This window comes from Butyricimonas sp. Marseille-P2440 (assembly GCF_900091675.1).
Classification (GTDB): Bacteria; Bacteroidota; Bacteroidia; order Bacteroidales; family Marinifilaceae; genus Butyricimonas; species Butyricimonas synergistica.
In genome coordinates this window covers 874,948-895,456 of the sequence record NZ_LT594610.1, presented here as the reverse complement: position 1 = coordinate 895,456, position 20,509 = coordinate 874,948, and the positions used below count along the sequence as shown (strand labels likewise).

Here is a 20,509-nt window from a genome sequence, read left to right as displayed (position 1 = left end):
AATACATATAAGACATGAAAAAAGTATTTATCACACTAGCAATTATCATCGTGCTGATTATCGTCGCACTCATGGTTATCCCTGTCTTTTTCAAGAGCGATATTCTTCGACTAATCGAGGAAAAATCCTCTAAATACATTCAGGCAGAACTGGCTATCGGTGACGTCAACCTCAGTATGTTCAAAAACTTTCCAAACCTCAGTGTCACTCTCGAGAACGTAATGATCTCCAAGGAAGAGAATAACACACGTGACACCCTCGTCAATATTCCGCATTTCGAGGCTTCCGTGAACTTGAAATCCCTTATTTCCGGGGATGAAATCATCATTAATAACATATTATTGAAAGATTGTCTTTTTAGCCCGAAAGTAAATGCCGAAGGAAAAGCCAACTGGGACATCATGGTGCCTTCTGACACGACAGGAGTGGCAACCCAAGAAACAGTACCGGAGGAAACGGCTGACCCCGACTCGAAAACAGCCGTCGCTTTCAACAACATCGAAGTCCGGAATCTAGTATTGGATTACAAAGATTATCAAGCTTCGACCTTCGCCCACGTGGATGCGGTGAACTTGAACCTAAAAGGAAACTTCTCGGAAACCAACACGATTCTGAACGTGCTGCTTTCCTTGAAAAATATCTCTCTATGCCAAGGAAACAGCGTGTGGGTCAACAACACGGACTTCAACTGGCAAGCCGACATCGCCGCCAATCTGAAAGATATGCAATTCGACATCCAGAAAAATGATATGGCGCTCAATGACTTGAAACTCGATTTAATCGGCTGCCTCGGCATCAAAGAAGACAAGTACACAATGGATTTGAAACTGAATGCCCCGGACACGAAATTCGAGAGCTTGCTCGCTTTGATACCCAAGGATTTCCAGAAAGAAATAGAGGGAGTGAAAACTTCCGGGGAATTCCAGCTAAGCATGGAAGCCAAAGGCGAGTATTACGAAAATAACCTTCCGGCGATCAATTTAAATTTCAACATACTGAATGCCAGCTTAAAATACCCGGAGTTGCCGGAATCGGTAAAAAAAATCAACCTCAAGTTGAACGTCACCAATCCTGGCGGAACGGTGGCGCAAACCGTGGCAAATCTAAGTACGCTCACGTTCACGATTGCCAACAACCCATTCAGCATGAACGTGCTTGTTTCCAACTTGGACGATCCGACATTCAAGGGAGGCATGAAAGGCGTTATCAACTTCGAGAGCTTGAAAAAAGCACTTCCCCTCAAAGATATTACCCTCAACGGGATGTTGACAACAGACCTCTCCTTTGACGGCAAATACCAGTACATCGAAAAGGAACAATACGAGAAATTCACGGCAAACGGGAAGATTGCCTTGAAAAACGTGTTATTCAAAAGCGCGGATTTCCCGGAAGGCATTTCCGTACCGTCAGGGGAAATAACCATTACCCCGGCACGTCTGAACTTGAAGGATTTGCTGGTGAAGATCAAGTCTTCGGACTTCAGCCTGCAAGGATATGTGTTAAACTATCTGCCTTACGTGTTTAAAGACCAGACACTAAAGGGCAACTTCACGCTGACTTCCAACACAATCAATCTGAACGAATTTATGACAAGCACGAATTCCAGTTCGGAAACCGCTCCCGCCGAAAACGAGAACACGACTGCCACTCAACCAGCTTCCCCTGAAGCCGAAGAAGGAATAGCCATCCCCAAGAATATCCAAGTGGCATTCAACACGAACATCAAGCAGATTCTATTTGACAGCCTAGTTATCAAGAATATCAAGGGAAGCATTGAAACAAACGAGGGTGTCGCCACACTGAAAAACTTGAGCATGGATATGCTCGACGGCAACCTCGTGATGAACGGATCGTACAATACCGCCAACCCGGCAAAACCGTCCGTAGACTTGAACTTACGGGCTTCGGACATCGATATAACTTCCACTTACCACGCTTTCTCTTTCATCAAAGAAAGCATCCCTATTGCCATGAATTGCAGTGGTAAAATCTCCGCCGCCATGAAATTCAGTTCTGAACTAGACAAAGAAATGAGTCCCATCATGACCACGGCAAACGGAGGCGGCAGTCTGTCCACAACCGGATTCCTAATCAAGGATAATCCAGCCATGCTACAACTCGCCAGCTTGCTGAAAAACGACGAATTAAGCCGTCTTAGTATCGCAAATCTAAAAATAGATTTCAAGATCAACAACGGAAATATCACGGTAGAGCCTTTTACAACAAACATTGCCGGTAACCCGACTACTTTCCAGGGGACACAAACGGTGAACGGCGAAATGGACTACGTGATGTCAATGAACATCGCCCGTAAATATTTCGGGAAAGACATTGACAACGTGTTGAAAGCGATTCCCGGAGCCAACAACATCAAATCCCTCGACGTGGACGTGAAGATCGGCGGTACTTTGTCGAAACCCACGGTTACCCCGGACTTGAGCAAGGCGCTGAAATCAATAGAAAAAGAAGCCGGGAAAGAACTTAAAAACAACATTCTGAAAGGATTGGACAAGCTGTTTAAATAAACAGGATTAAAAACTAAAAGTTAAAGGTTGATGTTGCTATCAACCTTTAACTTTTAATTTTCACCTCTCTACAAAGTTTCTATCAACCGTTTTTGTTCCTCGAAGAACATCACCCTTTGTTTTTCCCCGCTGACCGTTATCAACGTGGAGGAACGCTTCAAAGATTGCAGCCAACTCCGTAGCCGCTCGAAGGTATAAGCATCCCGCGAGATAAGCATATTCAAGGTAAACGCCTTCAGCATGCTCAAGTGGAAATCGCCCGTACTCAGGTAACAATAATTCGTGTCGAGGTTAATGTTCGACAAGTAAATAAACATCTCGTTTCCCGTATCGCTAAAACGTCCTTTTGCGGCAAAATGTTCCATATCATCCAGCAATTGCATCAATTCCTCTTTTAAAGCCTGTACCTCGTCGGGTGCAATCAAATTGATGCTGGCAAAGAACTTAATATCCGTCACAAGATAGTGAAAAACGAGATGATCAAAAATAAAATAATTCGATTTCAATTGCCGTGTAGTCCGTAAGTATTCCTGCTGCATCTCGGCTAACTTGGGCGATATTACCACCTCCCGAAAAGATTTCAAAGAATCAACATGGCTATACTGGTACAGCCACTTGAAATGATAGAAACGCGTAATGTTGGAATAATAATAACAAAATGCCCGGGGAATGATATTCGTCGAGTGTCCCGCCTCCAGATCTTCCCTGTCTTTCACCGTTGCGAGCATATTGATAAAGTCCCTCATCATCTTATAATCGGCATCTGCCGGATTAGCGTACTCTACCAATTTTAATTGGAAAGGACGGCTCTTTCCCTTTTCTGCCAACGTCAGATTATCGAGGGAGATTCCCAGCTCTTTCGAGATGGTCATCACCTCGATAAAAGTAAAAGGAACCTCACCCCGTAACCTGCGGTAGACCGCCTCACGCTCAATATAGAGCATATCCACCAACGCATTTGTCAACTCGGCTCCCCGCGGAAATCTCTTTCTCAATTCGGCAAGAAAACCGTCATACAATGTTACTTCTTTCATATTCATACGCAATAGTTTTTAACAACCCACTACAAAAGTAGGGGATTTCGAACCGAAACCTTCGCAACAAAATCAGTATATTATGACTATTTTCGACACCAGACATCCTATTTTCCTCCATAAATAAATATCCAACATTAGACTTATTTCCCCGCTTGTAAAAAATGGAAGTTTACAGAGCATCTCCTTCCCTTCCGCCATTCGACCGGATGAAAAAACGGAGTTCTACAATTCCCGCAAAAAAGTTAACCCGGACACTTGATTTACGCCTACAAAAACAGGATATTCTTTTTTAACTTTACATCAGATTAAGAAAGATAAATATTAATAAAAACATATTATAATGGAAGTTTACCCGAAAAATATAGTAACCATCAACGCTCCCCCAACAATATCTTGTTATCGTAGAAACGGCGGGGAAAAGTCGTGCGACGCCCCGTTGCCGGGTAGCAATGATCAAAAGTCAAATCAGGTGTACTTATTGGACACCGTTTACACAGTTCATTCTTTTTTTCACAAATTGTTTAACGCAGGGATTAGTCATCCTTGCTATTAGTCAGGAAAACGGGGTTAGGGAAGCATATTCCCTAACCCTACTATTTTAAACGAAACTAACTACAACCATAGAAAGAGGACGAATCATCCCCAATGCGGACTAACGGGATGAAACTATCAAGAGCCTCTCGGGACTCGCGCATCCTTTCGATGATGACCCAAATACTCCATTAACCAGGCGCGAGTCCCTTTTTTCTTCATCCGTCCCCCATCAAGAACCACATACCCAACAACATGACATCACGAATTAAAAGTTACAAGTTACAGGCTACAAGTTGACATCAATCTTCTTCATCACACCTTAACAGCTACCAACTCAACCTGCAACCTGTAATTTTCAAGTCATACGTCACTAAGTTATGGTTTGTTGCAATATTTAAAAAAAACAAATATCTCCCGGTACACCTTCTCCCGAACCTCTTTCCGGGAAAGTAGCAGATCGTGCAGTCCGCCGGGAATAGCGACCATATCGACCTTCCCCCGAATATTGCGGGCAATCCGTTTAATATCCTCCACGTTAAGGATAGAATCCCGGGTTTGTATTTGTTCCTTGTCCTTCTCGTTGGTAACAGACTTTTCCGAGTGTAGCACGAGGAAAGGATGAGCGACTCGGAACGGCTTCTTCAATTCCCGTTGAGCCTTATAGATTGCCCGCATCCATCCTAGATTGATGCAGGGAGCCACGTGCGGTTTCCAGGTCAGGTCATATTCCCATTCCCCCCGGTACGAGCGATGAAGATATTTCCCGTATTCCTCGGTAAATCCACCCGCAATCTTCACTTCGGGCACATATTTTCCGATGAAAGCCACCAACGGCAACAACATCCGTACCATCCGGCTCTTGTTGAATTCGAAGAAGGGGCTATTTAGCACGATAGCATCGAAAAGAGTTCTATCGGCTCTTTCTTTGGCAAAAAGCGTGACAATCAATCCTCCCGTGGAATGTCCCATGAGCACGGTATAACGGCTTCCCTCCTCCCGGATGATTCTCAACGCTTCCCCGATCTCCTCGTAATACGCCCTCAAATTCCGGATATCATTGAACTCCTGGTGAGGCAACCACGAACGACCGTATTTTCTCAAATCCAAAGCGTAAAAATGAATCCCCCGTTCATTAAAGCGAAAAGCCATTTCTTTCTGGAAAAAATAATCATTAAAACCGTGGATATACAACACGGCTTGCCCGTTTCCCGGGACAGCCAAACGGCGCACAAGCATACTCATCGCCCTTCCCTCGTAATCATCCCGCAACGGGATCTCCCTTCGCTCGAACCCGTCTTTCAAAATATCTTCCGTATAAGAAATTTTAGCCATACTCGTCATGCTTTGGATATAGTTCTCAAAGATACAAAAAAACCGCCCGAGAATCAATCTTCGGGCGGTTTCGTGAACTCGGCGGGAGTCGAACCCACAACCTCTTGGGCCGTAACCAAGTGCTCTATCCATTAAGCTACGAGTCCGTTTGCTTGAGCGATGCAAAGGTAATATAATTTCCTTTACAAGTACCATTCGGGCAAAAATATTTTTCAAATAATCCGTAACTATTGCCCCATCAGCAATAAATATATAATTTTGCGCGTCAAACAAAAACGACCTCAGAAATAAAATAAAACACTTGTAATAACTAAAAATACTAGAAATGAAAACATTACTGATATTTGCTCTTTTTTTCGCGGGGATTACCGCATCACAAGCTCAAATCAAAATCGGCAAAATGAAAATCGACACGAAAAAAGCTATCCAAGCGGGGAAAGATGCGGCAGGGGCAATCACCCTTTCCGATGAAGACATTGCCGCCATGAGCAAAGAATATATGCAATGGATGGATACCCACAACAAATTGGCTGCCCCGGACAGTGAATTAGGCAAACGATTAGCCAAAATCACGGCGAATTTTCCCGAAGTCGAGGGCTTGAAATTAAACTTCGGGGTATATGAAGTGGTTGACGTGAACGCTTTCGCTTGTGGTGACGGGAGTATCCGGGTATGTGCCGGGTTAATGGAGATCATGACCGACGACGAAGTACTCGCTGTGATCGGGCACGAGATCGGGCACGTCGTTCACCACGATTCCAAGAATGCCATGAAAAACGCTTATCTCCGTTCTGCCGCCAAAAATGCCGCAGGAGCTATGAACGAAAAGGTTGCCAAGCTCACCGATTCCCAGCTGGGCGACCTGGCAGAAGCTTTTATGGGAGCTCAATTCTCTCAGAAACAAGAGAATGCCGCAGACGATTACGCTTTTGATTTCTGCCTCCGTCAGAATGTCGACCCGTATGCCATGTCCAAGGCACTAAACAAACTGGTAGAATTGTCCAATGCCGGGGGCGAAAAGGCAACACGCATCCAAAAGATGTTCTCTTCCCATCCCGGAAGTGCAGAGAGAGCTGCCCGATTGAAAGCAAAAGCAGACAACCTGCAAAAGAAATAAAATTCCCCATTTGACTCTAGTCGCCCGAGAAGTTAATTTTAAGCTATCATGATTCAAGACATTGCACCACACAAGTTCTCGAACGCTTATTCAAACCGCCGACCGGAGGCAACAGACTTTGCCCTTTGTTTTAACGATCGCACCGTTCTCTTACACGAACAGAACGGTGCGATCCGTTTTCCCCGCTTTAACGAGTTGACTGGCGATACGAATACACTTTTACAAACCGCCACTTACCTATTCGCCATTGACGACAACCGCTTTTACTGGATAAACCAACCAGCAAAGGAACAAGGTGATTTCCGCCTGGAGAACATCTCCGTGTTCAGGAAAGCCTTTCCCCGTCATTCCGCATTTGCCGGGATTACCGCTTACAGCCTATATAAATGGTACGACAATCATCGTTTTTGCAGTCATTGCGGGGAAAAACTCGTTCCCCATGACAAGGAACGGATGATGTACTGCGAGAAATGCGGAAACTCGGAATACCCCAAGATCATGCCCGCCGTGATCGTTGCCGTCACCAACGGCGACAAGATACTGCTCTCCAAATACGCCAACCGGGAATACACGAGGTATGCCCTCCTTGCTGGGTTCACCGAGATCGGCGAATCCGTGGAAGAAACCGTCCGCCGGGAAGTCATGGAAGAAGTCGGCTTGCACGTCAAAAATCTAAAATACTACAAGAGCCAGCCGTGGGCATTCTCGGACACCCTTCTCATGGGATTCTTCGCCGAAGTCGAAGGGAACGACCGCATCACGTTAGATCGGGAGGAACTCGCTGTTGCCAAGTGGTTCCCCCGTCAGGATATCCCCGCCAGCGAATCGGACATCAGCCTCACCAGCGAAATGATAGAATACTTCAGAAAAAATTGAAAGTTGCTACCCCCAGATATACCGCAAGATTAACAACACGGACAACACCCACAGCGTGAGAAAATCAAATCACTAAATCACTGCACGAGGATCGTTTTGTACAGTTGAAATTTAAAATTAGTAAATTTCATTCGCCTTTATCCCCATTTTTTCGCTTTGTTCGGCAAACGATAATAAGATAACCTCATTATATTTTTCTTTGTTACCAGATACAACACAAACGCCGATCGAGGGACTCGGTTACCGGAGGGCAACCCTTCAACCATCCTTTTTTACAACACCCTCTATTCCCCGACGGACACGGGGAACTCCCTCCAAACAACCATCCCTTGCCGCCCCGGACACCCCGTCCGGGGTTACTTCTGTAAAGTTTTCGCTTTCCCGCTCCTTTTTTTCGTTTTACCTCCTTTCCGAGAGCGAATAATAATTATTTTACTTTTCTTTGTAGTGATAAAAAAGACAATTATGGATTCATTTGACTTGTACATATCCCGTAAACTGCCACTCATCAGCCTGACAAGTGCCATTTTCATCATATACCCCAACCTCTCCTGCCTCCCATGGGAGATAAACATGATACCGGAAGAAAGCTACCCGCTATATTTTACCTATTTCATCTACCGCCTATTATTTTTCTGGGGATTTATCGCTTGGTTGATACGCTACAACCTAAAAAAACTCCCCACGGCACCGTTTCGCCAGCGACTCGGACGTAACTTCCTGATGACGCTGGCAACCTACCTCGTCTTCCTCGGCATCTCCTACACGGTATCGCGCTACGGCATCCGCACCGACTTCCGAGGCAGCACTCTGATCTCGCAGTTTGCCGTGTCGTGCGTCTTGTGTACCGTGATCGGGTATATCTCCATGCTCTACACCCGGCAGCGAGAAAAAGAGAATGAGATCGAACGCCTGCGCTTCGAGAACCTGAAAAGCCGTTGTGACGCCCTCGCAAACCAGATTAACCCTCATTTCTTTTTCAACTCACTGAACGGCATATCTTCCTTGATCCGCAAGAAGGATGACAAGAAAACGCTGACCTACGTCAACCAGCTGTCGGACATCTTTCGCTATATACTCCAAAGCGACCACAAGGGACTCGTGCCGCTACGTGAGGAACTCGAATTTATCGAATCGTTCCGCTACGTTATGGAAGTACGTTTCGCCAACAAGCTGGACTTCTCCATAGAGGCTGATGAACGGGAGAAGGACACGCTAGTACTGCCAGTACTCTCCCTGCTCCCGCTGGTAGACAACATCATCGTCCACAACCGCATCGACAGCGAGTGCAAAATGACCATCACCATCCGGCTCGACGACCGTGGCGAACTGGTCGTGGCGAACCCCATGCACCCGAAACTGACCCCGCCCGACACGAACGGGACGGGACTCGATAATCTCAACAAGCGCTTTGAATTATTGATGAACAAACAAATCCGGGTAGAACATGATGCAAACGCTTTCCGTGTCTACCTCCCATTAAAATAACACCGCTATGAACATATTGATTGTAGAAGACGAAACCGCCGCTTACGAGAATCTCGTGGATATTATCACGGAAGTTGACCCACACATCCGGATAGCTGGTAACACGGAGAGCGTTACCGGCACCGTGCAGTGGTTGCAGTCGAACCCGCTACCAGACTTGATCTTCATGGACATTCACCTGTCGGACGGCTCGGCATTCGCCATCTTCGACAAGATCGCAGTGGAAACCCCCATTGTCTTCACCACCGCCTACGACCAGTATGCCATCGAAGCATTCCGCGTGAACAGCATCGACTACCTGCTGAAACCGGTAAAAGTAGGCGACATACGCCACGCCCTCGATAAATACAGCAAACTCACCCGTCAGGATCTCGTGCAATACCTGTCGCAACTCACCCAACTTGCGGCTCCCCCAAAATACCAAGACCGCCTGCTGATTCCGATCAAGGACAAGTTAATCCCGGTCAACCTACGGGACGTATCCTGCTTCTACACCACGGACAAAAATACTTTCGTTTACCTGAAAAACGGGGAGAAATATCCCTATTCCAAAACCCTCGAGCAGATCATCGCCACCCTCGACCCAGCACACTTCATCCGGGCGAACAAACAATTTATCGTGGCGAAAGACAGCGTCACCAACATCACCATTTGGTTCGACAACCGCCTGCTCGTCACCCTCGACACGGAAGTTCCCGAACGCATGTATATCAGCAAAAACAAAGCCTCCGAGTTCAAGTCGTGGATCGTCAAATAAAAAGAGGTTGTCCAAAAAGTCCCGTTTCCCAGTAAGTTTTCGTCATCAGTTTACAATTTTTCGCTTTAACGCAACGACTGTATGATTCAAGGCATTACCCGAATATCTTTGCTACATAACTCAAAAACAAAGACGTGATGTTACGAAAAATCAGACTGACACTTGCCATTATTTGCTTTACCCTTATCACCCTGCTGTTTCTCGATTTCACGGGAACGCTGCATGCGTGGTTCGGCTGGTTAGCAAAAATACAATTTCTCCCTGCTGTTCTGGCACTGAACGCAGGAGTTGTCGTGCTTCTTATCACTCTCACCTTGATCTTCGGACGCATATATTGTTCGGTGATCTGCCCGCTCGGCGTATTTCAAGACGTGATAGCGTGGTTCGGGAAACGACGCAAGAAACTACCTTACAGCTATTCCCCCGCCCTCTCGTGGGTGCGATACGGCATCCTCGGGATTTTTATTATCGCCCTCATTACCGGGGCTGGCTCCATTGTAGCCTTGCTGGCACCGTACAGCGCTTACGGGCGCATCGCCAACAACCTGTTCGCCCCGCTATGGCAATGGAGTAACAACCTGCTCGCCCACGCGGCTGAACGGGCAGACAGTTACGCCTTCTACGAGGTGGACGTCTGGATAAAAAGCCTGCCGACCTTCCTTATCGCCGCGGCAACCTTCGTGATACTTATTACCCTTGCATGGCGTAACGGACGAACGTATTGCAACACAATCTGCCCCGTAGGTACCGTGTTGGGATTTCTCTCCCGCAACTCCCTATTCCGAGTGACGATCGATGCAGAGAAATGCAACGGGTGCAGTCTTTGCTCGCACAAATGCAAGGCAGCGTGCATCAACCACAAAAAACACGAGGTGGATTATAGCCGCTGCGTGGCGTGCATGAACTGCCTCCAAACCTGCAAGCAAGGAGCTATCAGCTATAAACCGCACTACAAACGACCGGCACAAGAGCCCATGCGGGAAGCCGCAGACGTGAACAAGTCCCGCCGCAATTTCCTCACCGTCGCAACCGTACTCGCGAGCACTTCCGTGCTGAAAGCGCAGGAGAAAAAAGTGGATGGTGGGCTTGCCGTTATCGAAGACAAGAAAATCCCTCATCGTGACACACCCATCACGCCTCCTGGATCACTGGGCACACGCAACATGAACCAACGTTGCACCGCCTGCCAGCTATGCGTAACGGTATGCCCCAATCACGTACTGCGCCCCTCCGGCGACCTAAGCACCCTCATGCAGCCGGAAATGTCCTACGAGCGAGGATATTGCCGCCCCGAATGCAACAAATGCTCAGAGGTATGCCCGGCGGGAGCCATCCTGCCGATAACGGCAGCGGCAAAATCCGCCATCCAGATCGGTCATGCCGTGTGGATAAAAGAAAACTGCGTGCCCCTGACCGACGGGGTAGATTGCGGCAACTGCGCCCGCCACTGTCCCACGGGAGCCATCCAAATGGTGGCGTCCGACCCGGACATGACGGACTCGCCCAAGATTCCCGTGGTGAACACCGAACGTTGTATCGGTTGCGGCGCTTGCGAGCACCTGTGCCCTGCTCGCCCGTTCAGCGCAATTTACGTGGAGGGACACGAGATGCACAAAACCATTTAACAGATAAGAAACATGAAAAACAAGAATAAAAAAGAAATAGACCGCCGTACTTTCCTGAAAATATTCGGTGCAGGAACGGCAACCACCGCAGCAGCCCTGTACGGTTGCCGTCCCCGGAATAACTCCGTCGTGAATGGCGGTTCGGACAACGCACAAACCGGAGAAATGACCTATCGCATCACCCCCACCACGGGCGACAAAGTATCCCTGCTGGGCTACGGTTGTATGCGCCTACCGACTACCAGTAATTCTAGTGCGAGAGACAGTCAGGACGAAATAGACCAAGACATGGTGAACCGCCAAGTGGATTACGCCATCGCCCACGGGGTGAACTACTTCGACACGTCGCCCGCATACTGCAAAGGGCGCTCGGAACACGCCATGGGGATAGCCCTCAGCCGCCACCCGAGGGACAAATACTTTATCGCCACGAAGCTGTCGAACTTCTCACCGGACACGTGGAGCCGGGAAGCGTCCATCGCCATGTACCGCAATTCGCTGAAAGAATTGCAGGTGGATTACCTCGATTATATGCTGCTTCACGGCATCGGCATGGGAGGCATGGAAGCGATGAAAGGTCGTTATTTGGATAACGGCATCCTCGACTTCCTCATCGAGGAACGGAAAGCGGGACGTATCCGTAACCTTGGCTTCTCGTACCACGGGGACATCGAGGTATTCGACTACCTGCTCGCCCGCCACGACGAGATAAAATGGGACTTCGTGCAAATTCAACTCAACTACGTGGACTGGAAGCACGCCAAGGAAATGAATACCCGCAACACGGATGCCGAATACCTGTACGGCGAACTCGTCAAACGCGGTATCCCTGCCGTCATTATGGAACCACTGCTTGGTGGACGTCTGGCAAACGTGCCAAACTACATCGTCAGCCGATTGAAACAACGCCGCCCGTCGGATAGTGTCGCCTCGTGGGCATTCCGCTTCGCGGGCTCACCGGAAGGAGTGCTGACCGTGTTGAGCGGCATGACCTACATGGAACACCTGCAAGAAAACCTACATACCTATTCCCCGCTAGCCCCCTTGACCGATAACGACAAGGATTTCCTGGAAGAAACGGCACAACTATTACTGAAATACCCCACGATACCCTGCAACGATTGCAAATATTGTATGCCTTGCCCGTATGGAATAGACATCCCGTCTATCCTGATACATTATAACAAATGCGTGAACGAGGGGAATATCCCCGCAAACACGCAGGACGAGAATTACCGCAAGGCACGCTGGGTGTTCCTCGTGGGCTACGACCGTAGCGTGCCCCGCTTGCGCCAAGCGAACCACTGCATCGGATGTAATCAATGCGTGCACCACTGCCCGCAAAACATCAATATCCCCAGGGAACTGCACCGCATCGACAGATTCGTGGAACAATTGAAAATGGAGAATTGAAAATGAATAAATTCAGAGATTTCCGATTAATACCCGTAATTTATATAACAACCGCACCAGAGAAACGCGATAGTTTTGTCCCAGATGAACTAAAAAGAATTGCCTTATGACAGAAAACATCATAGAACTATTACACATCGGCGGCTACTCCTGCGTGATCGCAAAAGGGACAGAAGTCCGCACCTTTCACCAGCGAGGCGTGGCAGACCTGTACGACCTGCTGGAAGAAGACCCCTCATTCATGAAAGGGGCACACGTGGCAGACAAAGTGATCGGCAAAGCAGCTGCTGCCTTGATGGTACTTGGCTGTGTAGAAAACGTATACACCGACACCATCAGCGAACCAGCGCTGGCGTTACTGCAAGATGCGAGAATAGACGTCCGCTACATAAAAAAGGTACCGCACATCGTGAACCGGGACAAGACTGGCTGGTGCCCGCTGGAATCCGCCTGCTTTGAAATAAAATCGGTGAAAGACATTTACCCCGTGATCCGGAACTTTATCTCGAAAATAAGGATAAACAAAAAAGTAGCCTGCGCCCTATTCTCCGGCTTCCTTTTAAGCACTAACTTACAGGCACAATTGCGAGAAGGCACGACCGACATAGCCCGGACTGACACCATCAAAGAAGTCGTCGTAACCGGCACCCGCAATGAAACCGACGTGCGCCACCTGCCCATGACCGTTTCCGTCGTGAACCGGGAGGCGATAGAAAAACGTTTCGAACCTTCATTACTCCCGATCCTGACGGAACGGATACCGGGACTGTTCATCACCAGCCGGGGCGTCATGGGATACGGCGTGTCGACGGGGTCTGCCGGCGGCATGAGCCTGCGCGGTATCGGGGGAAGCTCCAATACCGAACTACTCGTGCTGATAGACGGTCACCCGCAATACATGGGATTAATGGGACACCCGATAGCCGATGCCTACCAGACCATGCTGGCAGAACGCGTGGAGGTTGTGCGGGGTCCGGCATCGGTGCTCTACGGATCGAACGCCATGGGTGGGGTAATCAACATCATCACCCGGAAACAGCGGGAAGACGCAGTGAAAACAAATGCCCGAGTAAGTTACGGGTCATACAACACATTAATCACCGAAGCAAGCAATAGCATGAAACGGGGACGCTTCACGAGTATCGTGACCGGTTCGTACAACCGCACCGACGGGCACCGCCCGGACATGGAATTCGAGCAATACGGCGGGTACGCCAAAGTGGGATATGAACTGAGCGACGCATGGAACCTTTCCTGCGACGTGAACGTCACGCACTTCAACGCTTCCAACCCCGGAAAGACCAACGCCCCCCTTATCGACAACGACTCACGCATCACCCGAGGCATGACCTCCTTCGCCCTCGCCAATCGTTACGAGAAAACCTCCGGAGCTTTGAGTTTCTTCTACAACTGGGGACGCCACGAGATCAACGACGGCTATTCCGAGGGGAAGGAACCGTTAACCTACCGTTTCAACTCGAAAGACCTCATGCTGGGGGGTTCCCTGTATCAAAGTGCCACCCTGTTTGAAGGTAACCGCATCACGGTGGGCGTGGATTTCCAGCATTTCGGCGGAGAAGCGTGGAACCATTTCGTCACGGACGGGCATGAGGAAGGCATTTCCGATAAATCAGAAAACGAGGTTGCCGGATACGCAGACTTCCGCCAGACATTTTTCTCGTGGCTCACGCTAGATGCAGGCGTACGAGTAGACCACCATTCGGTGACCGGCACGGAATGGATTCCACAGGTCGGTCTATCGGCATACCTACCTAACAACAGCAGCGTGAAAGCGATGGTGAGCAAAGGATTCCGCAACCCGACCATCCGAGAATTGTATATGTTCCGTGTCGCAAACGCCGACTTATTGCCGGAACGGATGTGGAATTACGAAATCTCCTACTCCCAACACTTGATGAAAAACAGGTTACACTACGGGATAAACCTCTTTTACATCGACGGGGACAATATCATCACCCAAGAAACCGTGGACGGTCGACGAATGAATGTCAATACCGGGAAAGTTGAGAACTGGGGAGCGGAAGCCGACATGAATTACCGTATAAACACAGCATGGAACATCTCTACCAATTACAGCTGGTTGCGTATGATACACCCGCTGGTTGCCGCACCGGAACACAAACTATACATCGGGGCTGACTTCTCGCGGGGACGCTGGACAGCATCCTCCGGCGTGCAGTACGTGGCAGGGCTTTACACCACCACGGAAAAGAAAGAGAATTTCGTACCGTGGAACGCCAGAGCCAGCTATCGCCTGTGCCCCTTCGCCCATATCTTCGTGAAAGGAGAAAACCTTCTGGCACAACGCTACGAGATCAATGACGGTTTTCCCATGCCGAAAGCAACTTTCACGGGAGGAATCAATCTAAACTTTTAAAACAATCAGATATGAAAACAACAACCATCCAACTTTACTCGTTAGACTACAAAGAAGTCAAAACGTACTTGACAGCATCGCTTTTCATTGCCGGCAACATGGTACTACCCCAATTGTTCCACATCGCATCGCAAGGCGGAACGACTTGGTTGCCGATATACTTCTTCACCTTGATCGGAGCTTATAAATACGGCTGGAAAGTCGGTCTGCTGACAGCGGTATCCTCACCTATCCTGAACTCCCTGTTTTTCGGGATGCCGCTCGTGGCATCCTTACCAGCAATACTTCTGAAATCCGTACTACTGGCTACCGCCGCAGGGTATGCCGCCCAACGTTTCAAACGAATCTCTATACTCATTCTCGCGTGTGTTGTCCTCTTCTACCAAATAGCGGGCACCCTCGGAGAATGGGCAATCATCGGTGATTTCACCCGTGCCGTGCAGGACTTCCGTATCGGATTGCCGGGAATGGCATTGCAAATCTTCGGGGGGCACCTGTTTATCAAGTATTTAATTAACAAATAAAACATCAACTTATGACATCTATGATTATGTTACTCATCGGAACACCGGAAATACTATTTATCGCCCTCGTGGTATTGTTACTTTTTGGCGGGAAAAAAATCCCCGAATTGATGAAAGGCATCGGGAAAGGCGTCCGCAGTTTCAAGGACGGTATGAACGGCATTGACCCTTCCGCAGAGAAAGACACTACCGAAGAAAAATGAACACAACAGACAACATAGAGACACAGACGTTCTGGGAGCACCTCGATGAACTGCGCAGCTGCTTGATACGAATTGGCGCAGTCATCGTGGTATTCGGGGTCGTTGCATTTTTGTTCAAGGACATCCTGTTCACGATTATCCTAGCTCCCCAGAAGGATAGCTTTATCACTTACAAGGGATTCGCCCTCGTAAGTGATTGGCTGTCCCTATCGGACATGACGCCGGAAGCTTTCTCTGTCAAGTTGATAAACACCGGGCTGGCGGAACAGTTCATCATACATATGCGGACAGCCATATACGTGGGAATCCTCATCGCTTCCCCCTACATCCTATACGCCTTATTTCGATTTGTTTCCCCGGCTTTATATTCCCAGGAGAAAAAATACGCCTCACGGGTCGTCGGAAGTGGCTACATGATGTTCATGTTGGGCGTAGCGTTAAGTTATTTCCTGATATTTCCCCTGACCTTCCGTTTTTTGGGGACTTACCAAGTGAGTGACGACGTGGAGAACATGATTTCCCTGCAATCATACATGGACACGCTTATGATGATGAACTTGATGATGGGCATTGTCTTTGAAATTCCCATCCTGTGTTGGTTGCTCGCCAAATTCAACTTGATCTCCGCTACTTTCATGCGCCGGTATCGCCGCCACGCCATCGTCAGTATCCTTGCCATTGCGGCAATCATCACCCCGACATCAGATGTATTCACCCTGCTACTGGTGTCGTTTCCCATGTGCCTGCTATACGAAGCCAGTATTTTAATTGTTAAACGCACGAATAAAAAAGAATTAATATGAAAGCAAATCTATTACCTGTTTTAATTATGACACTTGTGTCCCCACTCTCTACATTTTGTAGTAACCCTTCCCCCGAAGAGAGTGACAAGAACATTCTTCCCAAAGTCTACATGATTAAAGAAATCAGCCCGAAAAGCCTTCTCCGCATATACGAGGCTCTCGGGCGGGAAGCCACGGGAAAAGTAGCCGTCAAAATTTCTACCGGGGAACCGGGCGGAAACAACTACTTGAAACCTGCCCTTATCGGCGATCTCGTGAAAAAAGTAAAAGGTACAATCGTCGAATGCAACACCGCTTACGGCGGCGGACGAGCAAACACGACCGCCCACCTACAAGCCGCCAAAGACCACGGTTTCACAGCCATCGCAGAGGTCGACATTATGGATGCGGAGGGAGAAACCGCACTTTCTGTCAAGGGGGGCAAGCACTTGAAGGAAGACTTCGTGGGCTCGCATTTCCTGAATTATGACTTCACGATTATTCTATCGCACTTCAAGGGACACGCCATGGGCGGTTTTGGTGGTGCGATCAAAAATATGTCGATTGGTATCGCTTCCTCAGCTGGAAAAGCGTGGATACATAGTGCCGGAAAAACAAAAGGCGACCCGTGGAGCAACCTGCCCGAGCAAGACGATTTCCTTGAATCCATGGCAGAAGCCGCCAAAGCTATTGCGGATCATTGCGGCGAGAAGATTCTTTACATCAGCATAGCCAACAACCTGTCGGTAGATTGCGACTGCGCCGCCGCCCCCGAAGATCCGAAGATGGGCGACATCGGCATCCTCGCCTCCCTCGACCCCGTGGCTCTGGACAAAGCATGTGTCGACCAAGTGTATTCTTCCCCGGATCACGGGCGTATCCATCTGATCGAACGCATGGAATCCCGCCACGGCATCCACACGCTAGTTCATGCCGAGAAACTAGGCATGGGTAGCCAACAATACGAGTTAATTATGCTGGACGCAGAATAACTTTTAGTTCTCCATATATTCTTTTCATTTGTAACGGAGTTTTTTCAAAAGGGTCATTAAACCATAAAGCGTATCGAACATATATCTTTGACGTTTTGATTCTTTTAACTCCGTTTCAAACACTTTTTCCAAAGAATCCAGCACGATACCACCTTCAGCAACTTCCAATCCCGACATCCGGGATATTTTCTCTACCAATTCTGTCTTGTTCATATTTTCATTATTTAGTTATAGAACAAAATTACAATTCATTCCTATTCGATTCTGAATATGAGACAAAGCCTCCAATTCTAAAGACAAAAAACTCCAATTATGATACTAAAATAACAAGACTTAAAGGATACTGAAAATAATAAAACAAAAAAGTACCCCCAAAGTTTGTATTTATAGCAGAAACCGCTATATTTGCACCGTCAAAAAAATAACGACACTCGGTTCGGTAGCTCAGCTGGATAGAGCAACGGCCTTCTAAGCCGTAGGTCAAGGGTTCGAATCCCTTCCGGATCACTAATACAAATAGAACTCGTTGGAATCCAGCGAGTTCTATTTGTATTAGGAACATATTTCGGAATATCTATCTCATTAATTTCCAACTCTGCATAAATTTATAGTATCGTTCGATTGGTATATATGTTTTGCATTTAGTGGATAACCTTCTGGTGTAAAAAACGCTTCAGTTTCAATCATGTGATTTAACAAAGTTGCAGATACCCCCAAACAATTTCGAATGACTGCAGACAATTTCAGTCCAAACTCAAAACGGGTTTGAATTTTGAATGCCACAATTTCATTTTCTACATTCAAGATGTCATTTATCGAAATATCATCATGCAGAATCTCGTATTCGACACTACTATAATCAAATTCTACGCTATTTTTCTGTCCTATTTCGGAAGAAAAAGCACATTCCCAAGAAAGATCTTCATCATTTTCTGAAAACTTCAAGAACAAATCTTTTTTATCAGCTCGGTTTTTGTACGTGACAAAATAGTCAGGTTATACGTGTTGTCACATTCCACGCATCTATAAATTAACCATACATCAATGTTCTTTTTTGGGCATTCATTCTAAATTTGTTGCTACAATAAAACCAATTACAATTACAACGATTACATTTTCTTTTTAAAACAGGAGTGTTTTTGACCTTTACCTCCCATATATACTCAGTTCTCATTATCTATACCGCACTTAATAATTCTTTGAAAGATTTTATGATCGTTCACGGCATTGTAGTTTATAGCAGACACAGGAGTTGCCATAAACTACCTTATCCTCTCGAAAAGGTCATGTCGTAAATGAAAAATATAAAATAAGAAACCACCTCAAGTAGAACTACTCAAACGAAAGAATTATTAACCTGTGGTTTATGAGGCTAATATTAAGCCAGTATAAATTTAAAGATTCCTCTCAAAATATGAATATTTAGGATTACGGTGCAAACTTACATAAAAACCTTCGATATTCACGCCTGTTGAATAAATAAAGAATGTTATTTTCCAGGATAATTTAAAATCAAGCCTTTATAATTGCTTTCTCGATTTATTTTGTTACCTTTGTACTCAGTTTGAGTAATGAATCATTATTGTTATAGTTCTTCTTTATATATATTATAAGCAAGTCTTTCCTATAATTAATTATCTTCCTCACTCTAAGAAACGAACAATTCAGGAAATTTATATCGTTTCACTTAAGACAAAGAATTATAAAGATTCAGACTTTCTCTTTTCGAGACAGCCGGGTCTTTGATTATTAAACCGCCACTTAAACATGGCACAAATAACAGATATGACATTTAAAGAATTAAATATAACCGAGCCTATTTTAAAAGCAATAGAAGAAAAAGGATATATTACACCGACGCCTATTCAGGAAGCAGCTATTCCTGCCGCATTAGCAAAAAGGGACATTTTAGGTTGTGCACAAACAGGAACAGGAAAAACCGCCTCGTTTGCCATACCCATTATCCAACATTTAGAAAAAGAGAGAAGCAACCGGAAAGAAATCAAGGCTTTGATTTTAACTCCCACGCGTGAACTCGCCCTACAAATCAGCGAGTGCATCGATGATTACGCGAAATATACCCGAGTACGTCATGGAGTCATATTCGGTGGAGTAAAACAAGGTCCGCAAGTAAGCACCCTGCAAAGAGGCATCGACATACTTGTCGCAACCCCGGGACGTCTGCTCGATTTGATGAGCCAGGGATACATCCATTTAGACTGTATCCAATATTTTGTACTCGACGAGGCTGACCGTATGCTGGACATGGGATTCATCCACGACATCAAACGGATACTACCCAAACTACCGAAAGACAAACAAACGCTGTTCTTCTCGGCAACCATGCCGCCCTCGATCGTTTCGCTCACGAACTCGTTACTAAGGAACCCGGTTAAAATAAATATCACACCCGAGTCTCCCACGGTGGAAGCTATCGAGCAATTTATCTATTTCGTGGAGAAGAAAGAAAAGGGACAATTGTTGATTTCACTTTTGCGGAAAAACAAGAATCAATCGGTACTCATTTTTTCACGCACGAAGCATAACGCCGATAAAATTGTCCGGGTATTAAGCAAAGCCGGCATTGGAAGCCAGGCAATCCACGGTAATAAAAGTCAAAATGCAAGACAACAGGCATTAGGCAATTTCAAATCGGGAAAAACACGAGTTATGGTTGCCACGGACATCGCTTCCAGGGGAATTGACATCGACGAATTACCACTCGTGATTAACTATGACCTACCCGACGTACCGGAAACCTACGTGCATCGCATCGGGCGTACCGGAAGAGCTGGACGTGCCGGCACCGCCCTAACCTTTTGCTCGGAAGAAGAACGCAAACTGGTAAATAGTATTCAAAACCTAACAGGCAAAAAACTCTGTAAAGCTGAATATTCAGCCTGAAA

General features: G+C 47.0%; 16 protein-coding genes, 2 tRNA genes and 1 pseudogene. 14 read left to right on the top strand and 5 right to left on the bottom strand.

The genetic code is table 11. The features are described from left to right. Positions 1-14 precede the first annotated feature (14 nt). Positions 15-2,525, top strand: coding sequence for an AsmA family protein (locus BN8899_RS14760; RefSeq protein ID WP_065219978.1), 2,511 nt, complete (start codon positions 15-17; stop codon positions 2,523-2,525). Between the two features lie 68 nt (positions 2,526-2,593). On the opposite strand, the gene BN8899_RS14755 is transcribed toward BN8899_RS14760, so the two are convergent. From BN8899_RS14755 to BN8899_RS14745, 3 genes are all read right to left on the bottom strand, one after another. Continuing rightward, positions 2,594-3,565: a hypothetical protein gene (locus tag BN8899_RS14755; RefSeq protein WP_082987075.1), complete on the bottom strand. Its 972-nt coding sequence runs from the start codon at positions 3,563-3,565 to the stop codon at positions 2,594-2,596. Between the two features lie 906 nt (positions 3,566-4,471). Beyond that, a complete protein-coding gene (locus BN8899_RS14750; RefSeq protein ID WP_187376915.1) occupies positions 4,472-5,428 on the bottom strand; it encodes an alpha/beta hydrolase in 957 nt (318 codons plus the stop codon). 73 nt (positions 5,429-5,501) lie between these two features. Then, a tRNA-Arg gene (locus tag BN8899_RS14745) sits at positions 5,502-5,574 on the bottom strand. Positions 5,575-5,753: 179 nt separating this feature from the next. On the opposite strand from BN8899_RS14745, the gene BN8899_RS14740 reads away from it, so the two are divergent. The 11 genes from BN8899_RS14740 (at position 5,754) to BN8899_RS14690 (ending at position 17,603) form a co-directional block, all read left to right on the top strand. Further along, a complete protein-coding gene (locus tag BN8899_RS14740; RefSeq protein ID WP_065219976.1) occupies positions 5,754-6,545 on the top strand; it encodes a M48 family metallopeptidase in 792 nt (263 codons plus the stop codon). A gap of 48 nt (positions 6,546-6,593) precedes the next feature. Next, complete coding sequence (nudC, locus tag BN8899_RS14735) at positions 6,594-7,421, top strand: NAD(+) diphosphatase (protein WP_065219975.1); 828 nt, start codon at positions 6,594-6,596, stop codon at positions 7,419-7,421. 465 nt (positions 7,422-7,886) lie between these two features. Then, a complete protein-coding gene (locus BN8899_RS14730) occupies positions 7,887-8,909 on the top strand; it encodes a sensor histidine kinase (protein ID WP_065219974.1) in 1,023 nt (340 codons plus the stop codon). Between the two features lie 7 nt (positions 8,910-8,916). Next, positions 8,917-9,666 carry a LytR/AlgR family response regulator transcription factor gene (locus tag BN8899_RS14725; RefSeq protein WP_018336802.1) on the top strand — a complete coding sequence of 250 codons (750 nt, stop codon included), beginning with the start codon at positions 8,917-8,919 and terminating at the stop codon, positions 9,664-9,666. Positions 9,667-9,803: 137 nt separating this feature from the next. Beyond that, positions 9,804-11,291, top strand: a complete 1,488-nt coding sequence (locus tag BN8899_RS14720; protein ID WP_065219973.1) for a 4Fe-4S binding protein — start codon at positions 9,804-9,806, stop codon at positions 11,289-11,291. Between the two features lie 12 nt (positions 11,292-11,303). Further along, positions 11,304-12,704: an aldo/keto reductase gene (locus BN8899_RS14715; RefSeq protein WP_065219972.1), complete on the top strand. Its 1,401-nt coding sequence runs from the start codon at positions 11,304-11,306 to the stop codon at positions 12,702-12,704. Between the two features lie 106 nt (positions 12,705-12,810). Beyond that, complete coding sequence (locus BN8899_RS14710; RefSeq protein WP_065219971.1) at positions 12,811-15,102, top strand: TonB-dependent receptor domain-containing protein; 2,292 nt, start codon at positions 12,811-12,813, stop codon at positions 15,100-15,102. Positions 15,103-15,113: 11 nt separating this feature from the next. Then, positions 15,114-15,626 carry an ECF transporter S component gene (locus BN8899_RS14705; protein WP_065219970.1) on the top strand — a complete coding sequence of 171 codons (513 nt, stop codon included), beginning with the start codon at positions 15,114-15,116 and terminating at the stop codon, positions 15,624-15,626. Between the two features lie 20 nt (positions 15,627-15,646). Beyond that, on the top strand, positions 15,647-15,829 hold the full coding sequence (locus BN8899_RS14700) for a Sec-independent protein translocase subunit TatA/TatB (RefSeq protein ID WP_187376985.1): 183 nt from the start codon (positions 15,647-15,649) through the stop codon (positions 15,827-15,829). After that, positions 15,826-16,632 (top strand): twin-arginine translocase subunit TatC, encoded by an 807-nt coding sequence (tatC, locus tag BN8899_RS14695; protein WP_018336808.1) that lies wholly within the window; start codon positions 15,826-15,828, stop codon positions 16,630-16,632. The genes BN8899_RS14700 and tatC overlap by 4 nt, the downstream gene beginning before the upstream one ends. After that, a complete protein-coding gene (locus BN8899_RS14690; protein ID WP_148375456.1) occupies positions 16,629-17,603 on the top strand; it encodes a DUF362 domain-containing protein in 975 nt (324 codons plus the stop codon). The genes tatC and BN8899_RS14690 overlap by 4 nt, the downstream gene beginning before the upstream one ends. Positions 17,604-17,627: 24 nt before the next feature. Here the strand turns inward: BN8899_RS14690 and BN8899_RS14685 are convergent, their stop codons facing one another. Next, positions 17,628-17,816, bottom strand: coding sequence for an HU family DNA-binding protein (locus BN8899_RS14685; protein WP_065219969.1), 189 nt, complete (start codon positions 17,814-17,816; stop codon positions 17,628-17,630). Between the two features lie 220 nt (positions 17,817-18,036). Here BN8899_RS14685 and BN8899_RS14680 point away from each other — a divergent pair. After that, positions 18,037-18,110: transfer RNA gene (locus BN8899_RS14680), tRNA-Arg, on the top strand. A 75-nt stretch (positions 18,111-18,185) separates the two neighbouring features. Here BN8899_RS14680 and BN8899_RS20455 read toward each other — a convergent pair. Next, a pseudogene (locus BN8899_RS20455) lies at positions 18,186-18,622 on the bottom strand (DUF1062 domain-containing protein). 766 nt (positions 18,623-19,388) lie between these two features. Between BN8899_RS20455 and BN8899_RS14670 the strand changes: the two are divergent. After that, entirely contained in the window at positions 19,389-20,507 is a 1,119-nt protein-coding gene (locus tag BN8899_RS14670) for a DEAD/DEAH box helicase (RefSeq protein ID WP_026207323.1), read from the top strand. The last annotated feature ends 2 nt before the right edge of the window (positions 20,508-20,509 follow it).

Coding starts and splice junctions, on each gene's coding strand:
- BN8899_RS14725 (WP_018336802.1), top strand. CDS start 8,917: ATGAACATATTGATTGTAGAAGACGAAACCGCCGCTTACGAGAATCTC.
- BN8899_RS14700 (WP_187376985.1), top strand. CDS start 15,647: ATGATTATGTTACTCATCGGAACACCGGAAATACTATTTATCGCCCTC.
- BN8899_RS14760 (WP_065219978.1), top strand. CDS start 15: ATGAAAAAAGTATTTATCACACTAGCAATTATCATCGTGCTGATTATC.
- BN8899_RS14730 (WP_065219974.1), top strand. CDS start 7,887: ATGGATTCATTTGACTTGTACATATCCCGTAAACTGCCACTCATCAGC.
- BN8899_RS14755 (WP_082987075.1), bottom strand. CDS start 3,565: ATGAATATGAAAGAAGTAACATTGTATGACGGTTTTCTTGCCGAATTG.
- BN8899_RS14710 (WP_065219971.1), top strand. CDS start 12,811: ATGACAGAAAACATCATAGAACTATTACACATCGGCGGCTACTCCTGC.
- BN8899_RS14715 (WP_065219972.1), top strand. CDS start 11,304: ATGAAAAACAAGAATAAAAAAGAAATAGACCGCCGTACTTTCCTGAAA.
- nudC (WP_065219975.1), top strand. CDS start 6,594: ATGATTCAAGACATTGCACCACACAAGTTCTCGAACGCTTATTCAAAC.
- BN8899_RS14750 (WP_187376915.1), bottom strand. CDS start 5,428: ATGGCTAAAATTTCTTATACGGAAGATATTTTGAAAGACGGGTTCGAG.
- BN8899_RS14705 (WP_065219970.1), top strand. CDS start 15,114: ATGAAAACAACAACCATCCAACTTTACTCGTTAGACTACAAAGAAGTC.
- BN8899_RS14670 (WP_026207323.1), top strand. CDS start 19,389: ATGACATTTAAAGAATTAAATATAACCGAGCCTATTTTAAAAGCAATA.
- BN8899_RS14685 (WP_065219969.1), bottom strand. CDS start 17,816: ATGAACAAGACAGAATTGGTAGAGAAAATATCCCGGATGTCGGGATTG.
- BN8899_RS14690 (WP_148375456.1), top strand. CDS start 16,629: ATGAAAGCAAATCTATTACCTGTTTTAATTATGACACTTGTGTCCCCA.
- BN8899_RS14720 (WP_065219973.1), top strand. CDS start 9,804: ATGTTACGAAAAATCAGACTGACACTTGCCATTATTTGCTTTACCCTT.
- tatC (WP_018336808.1), top strand. CDS start 15,826: ATGAACACAACAGACAACATAGAGACACAGACGTTCTGGGAGCACCTC.
- BN8899_RS14740 (WP_065219976.1), top strand. CDS start 5,754: ATGAAAACATTACTGATATTTGCTCTTTTTTTCGCGGGGATTACCGCA.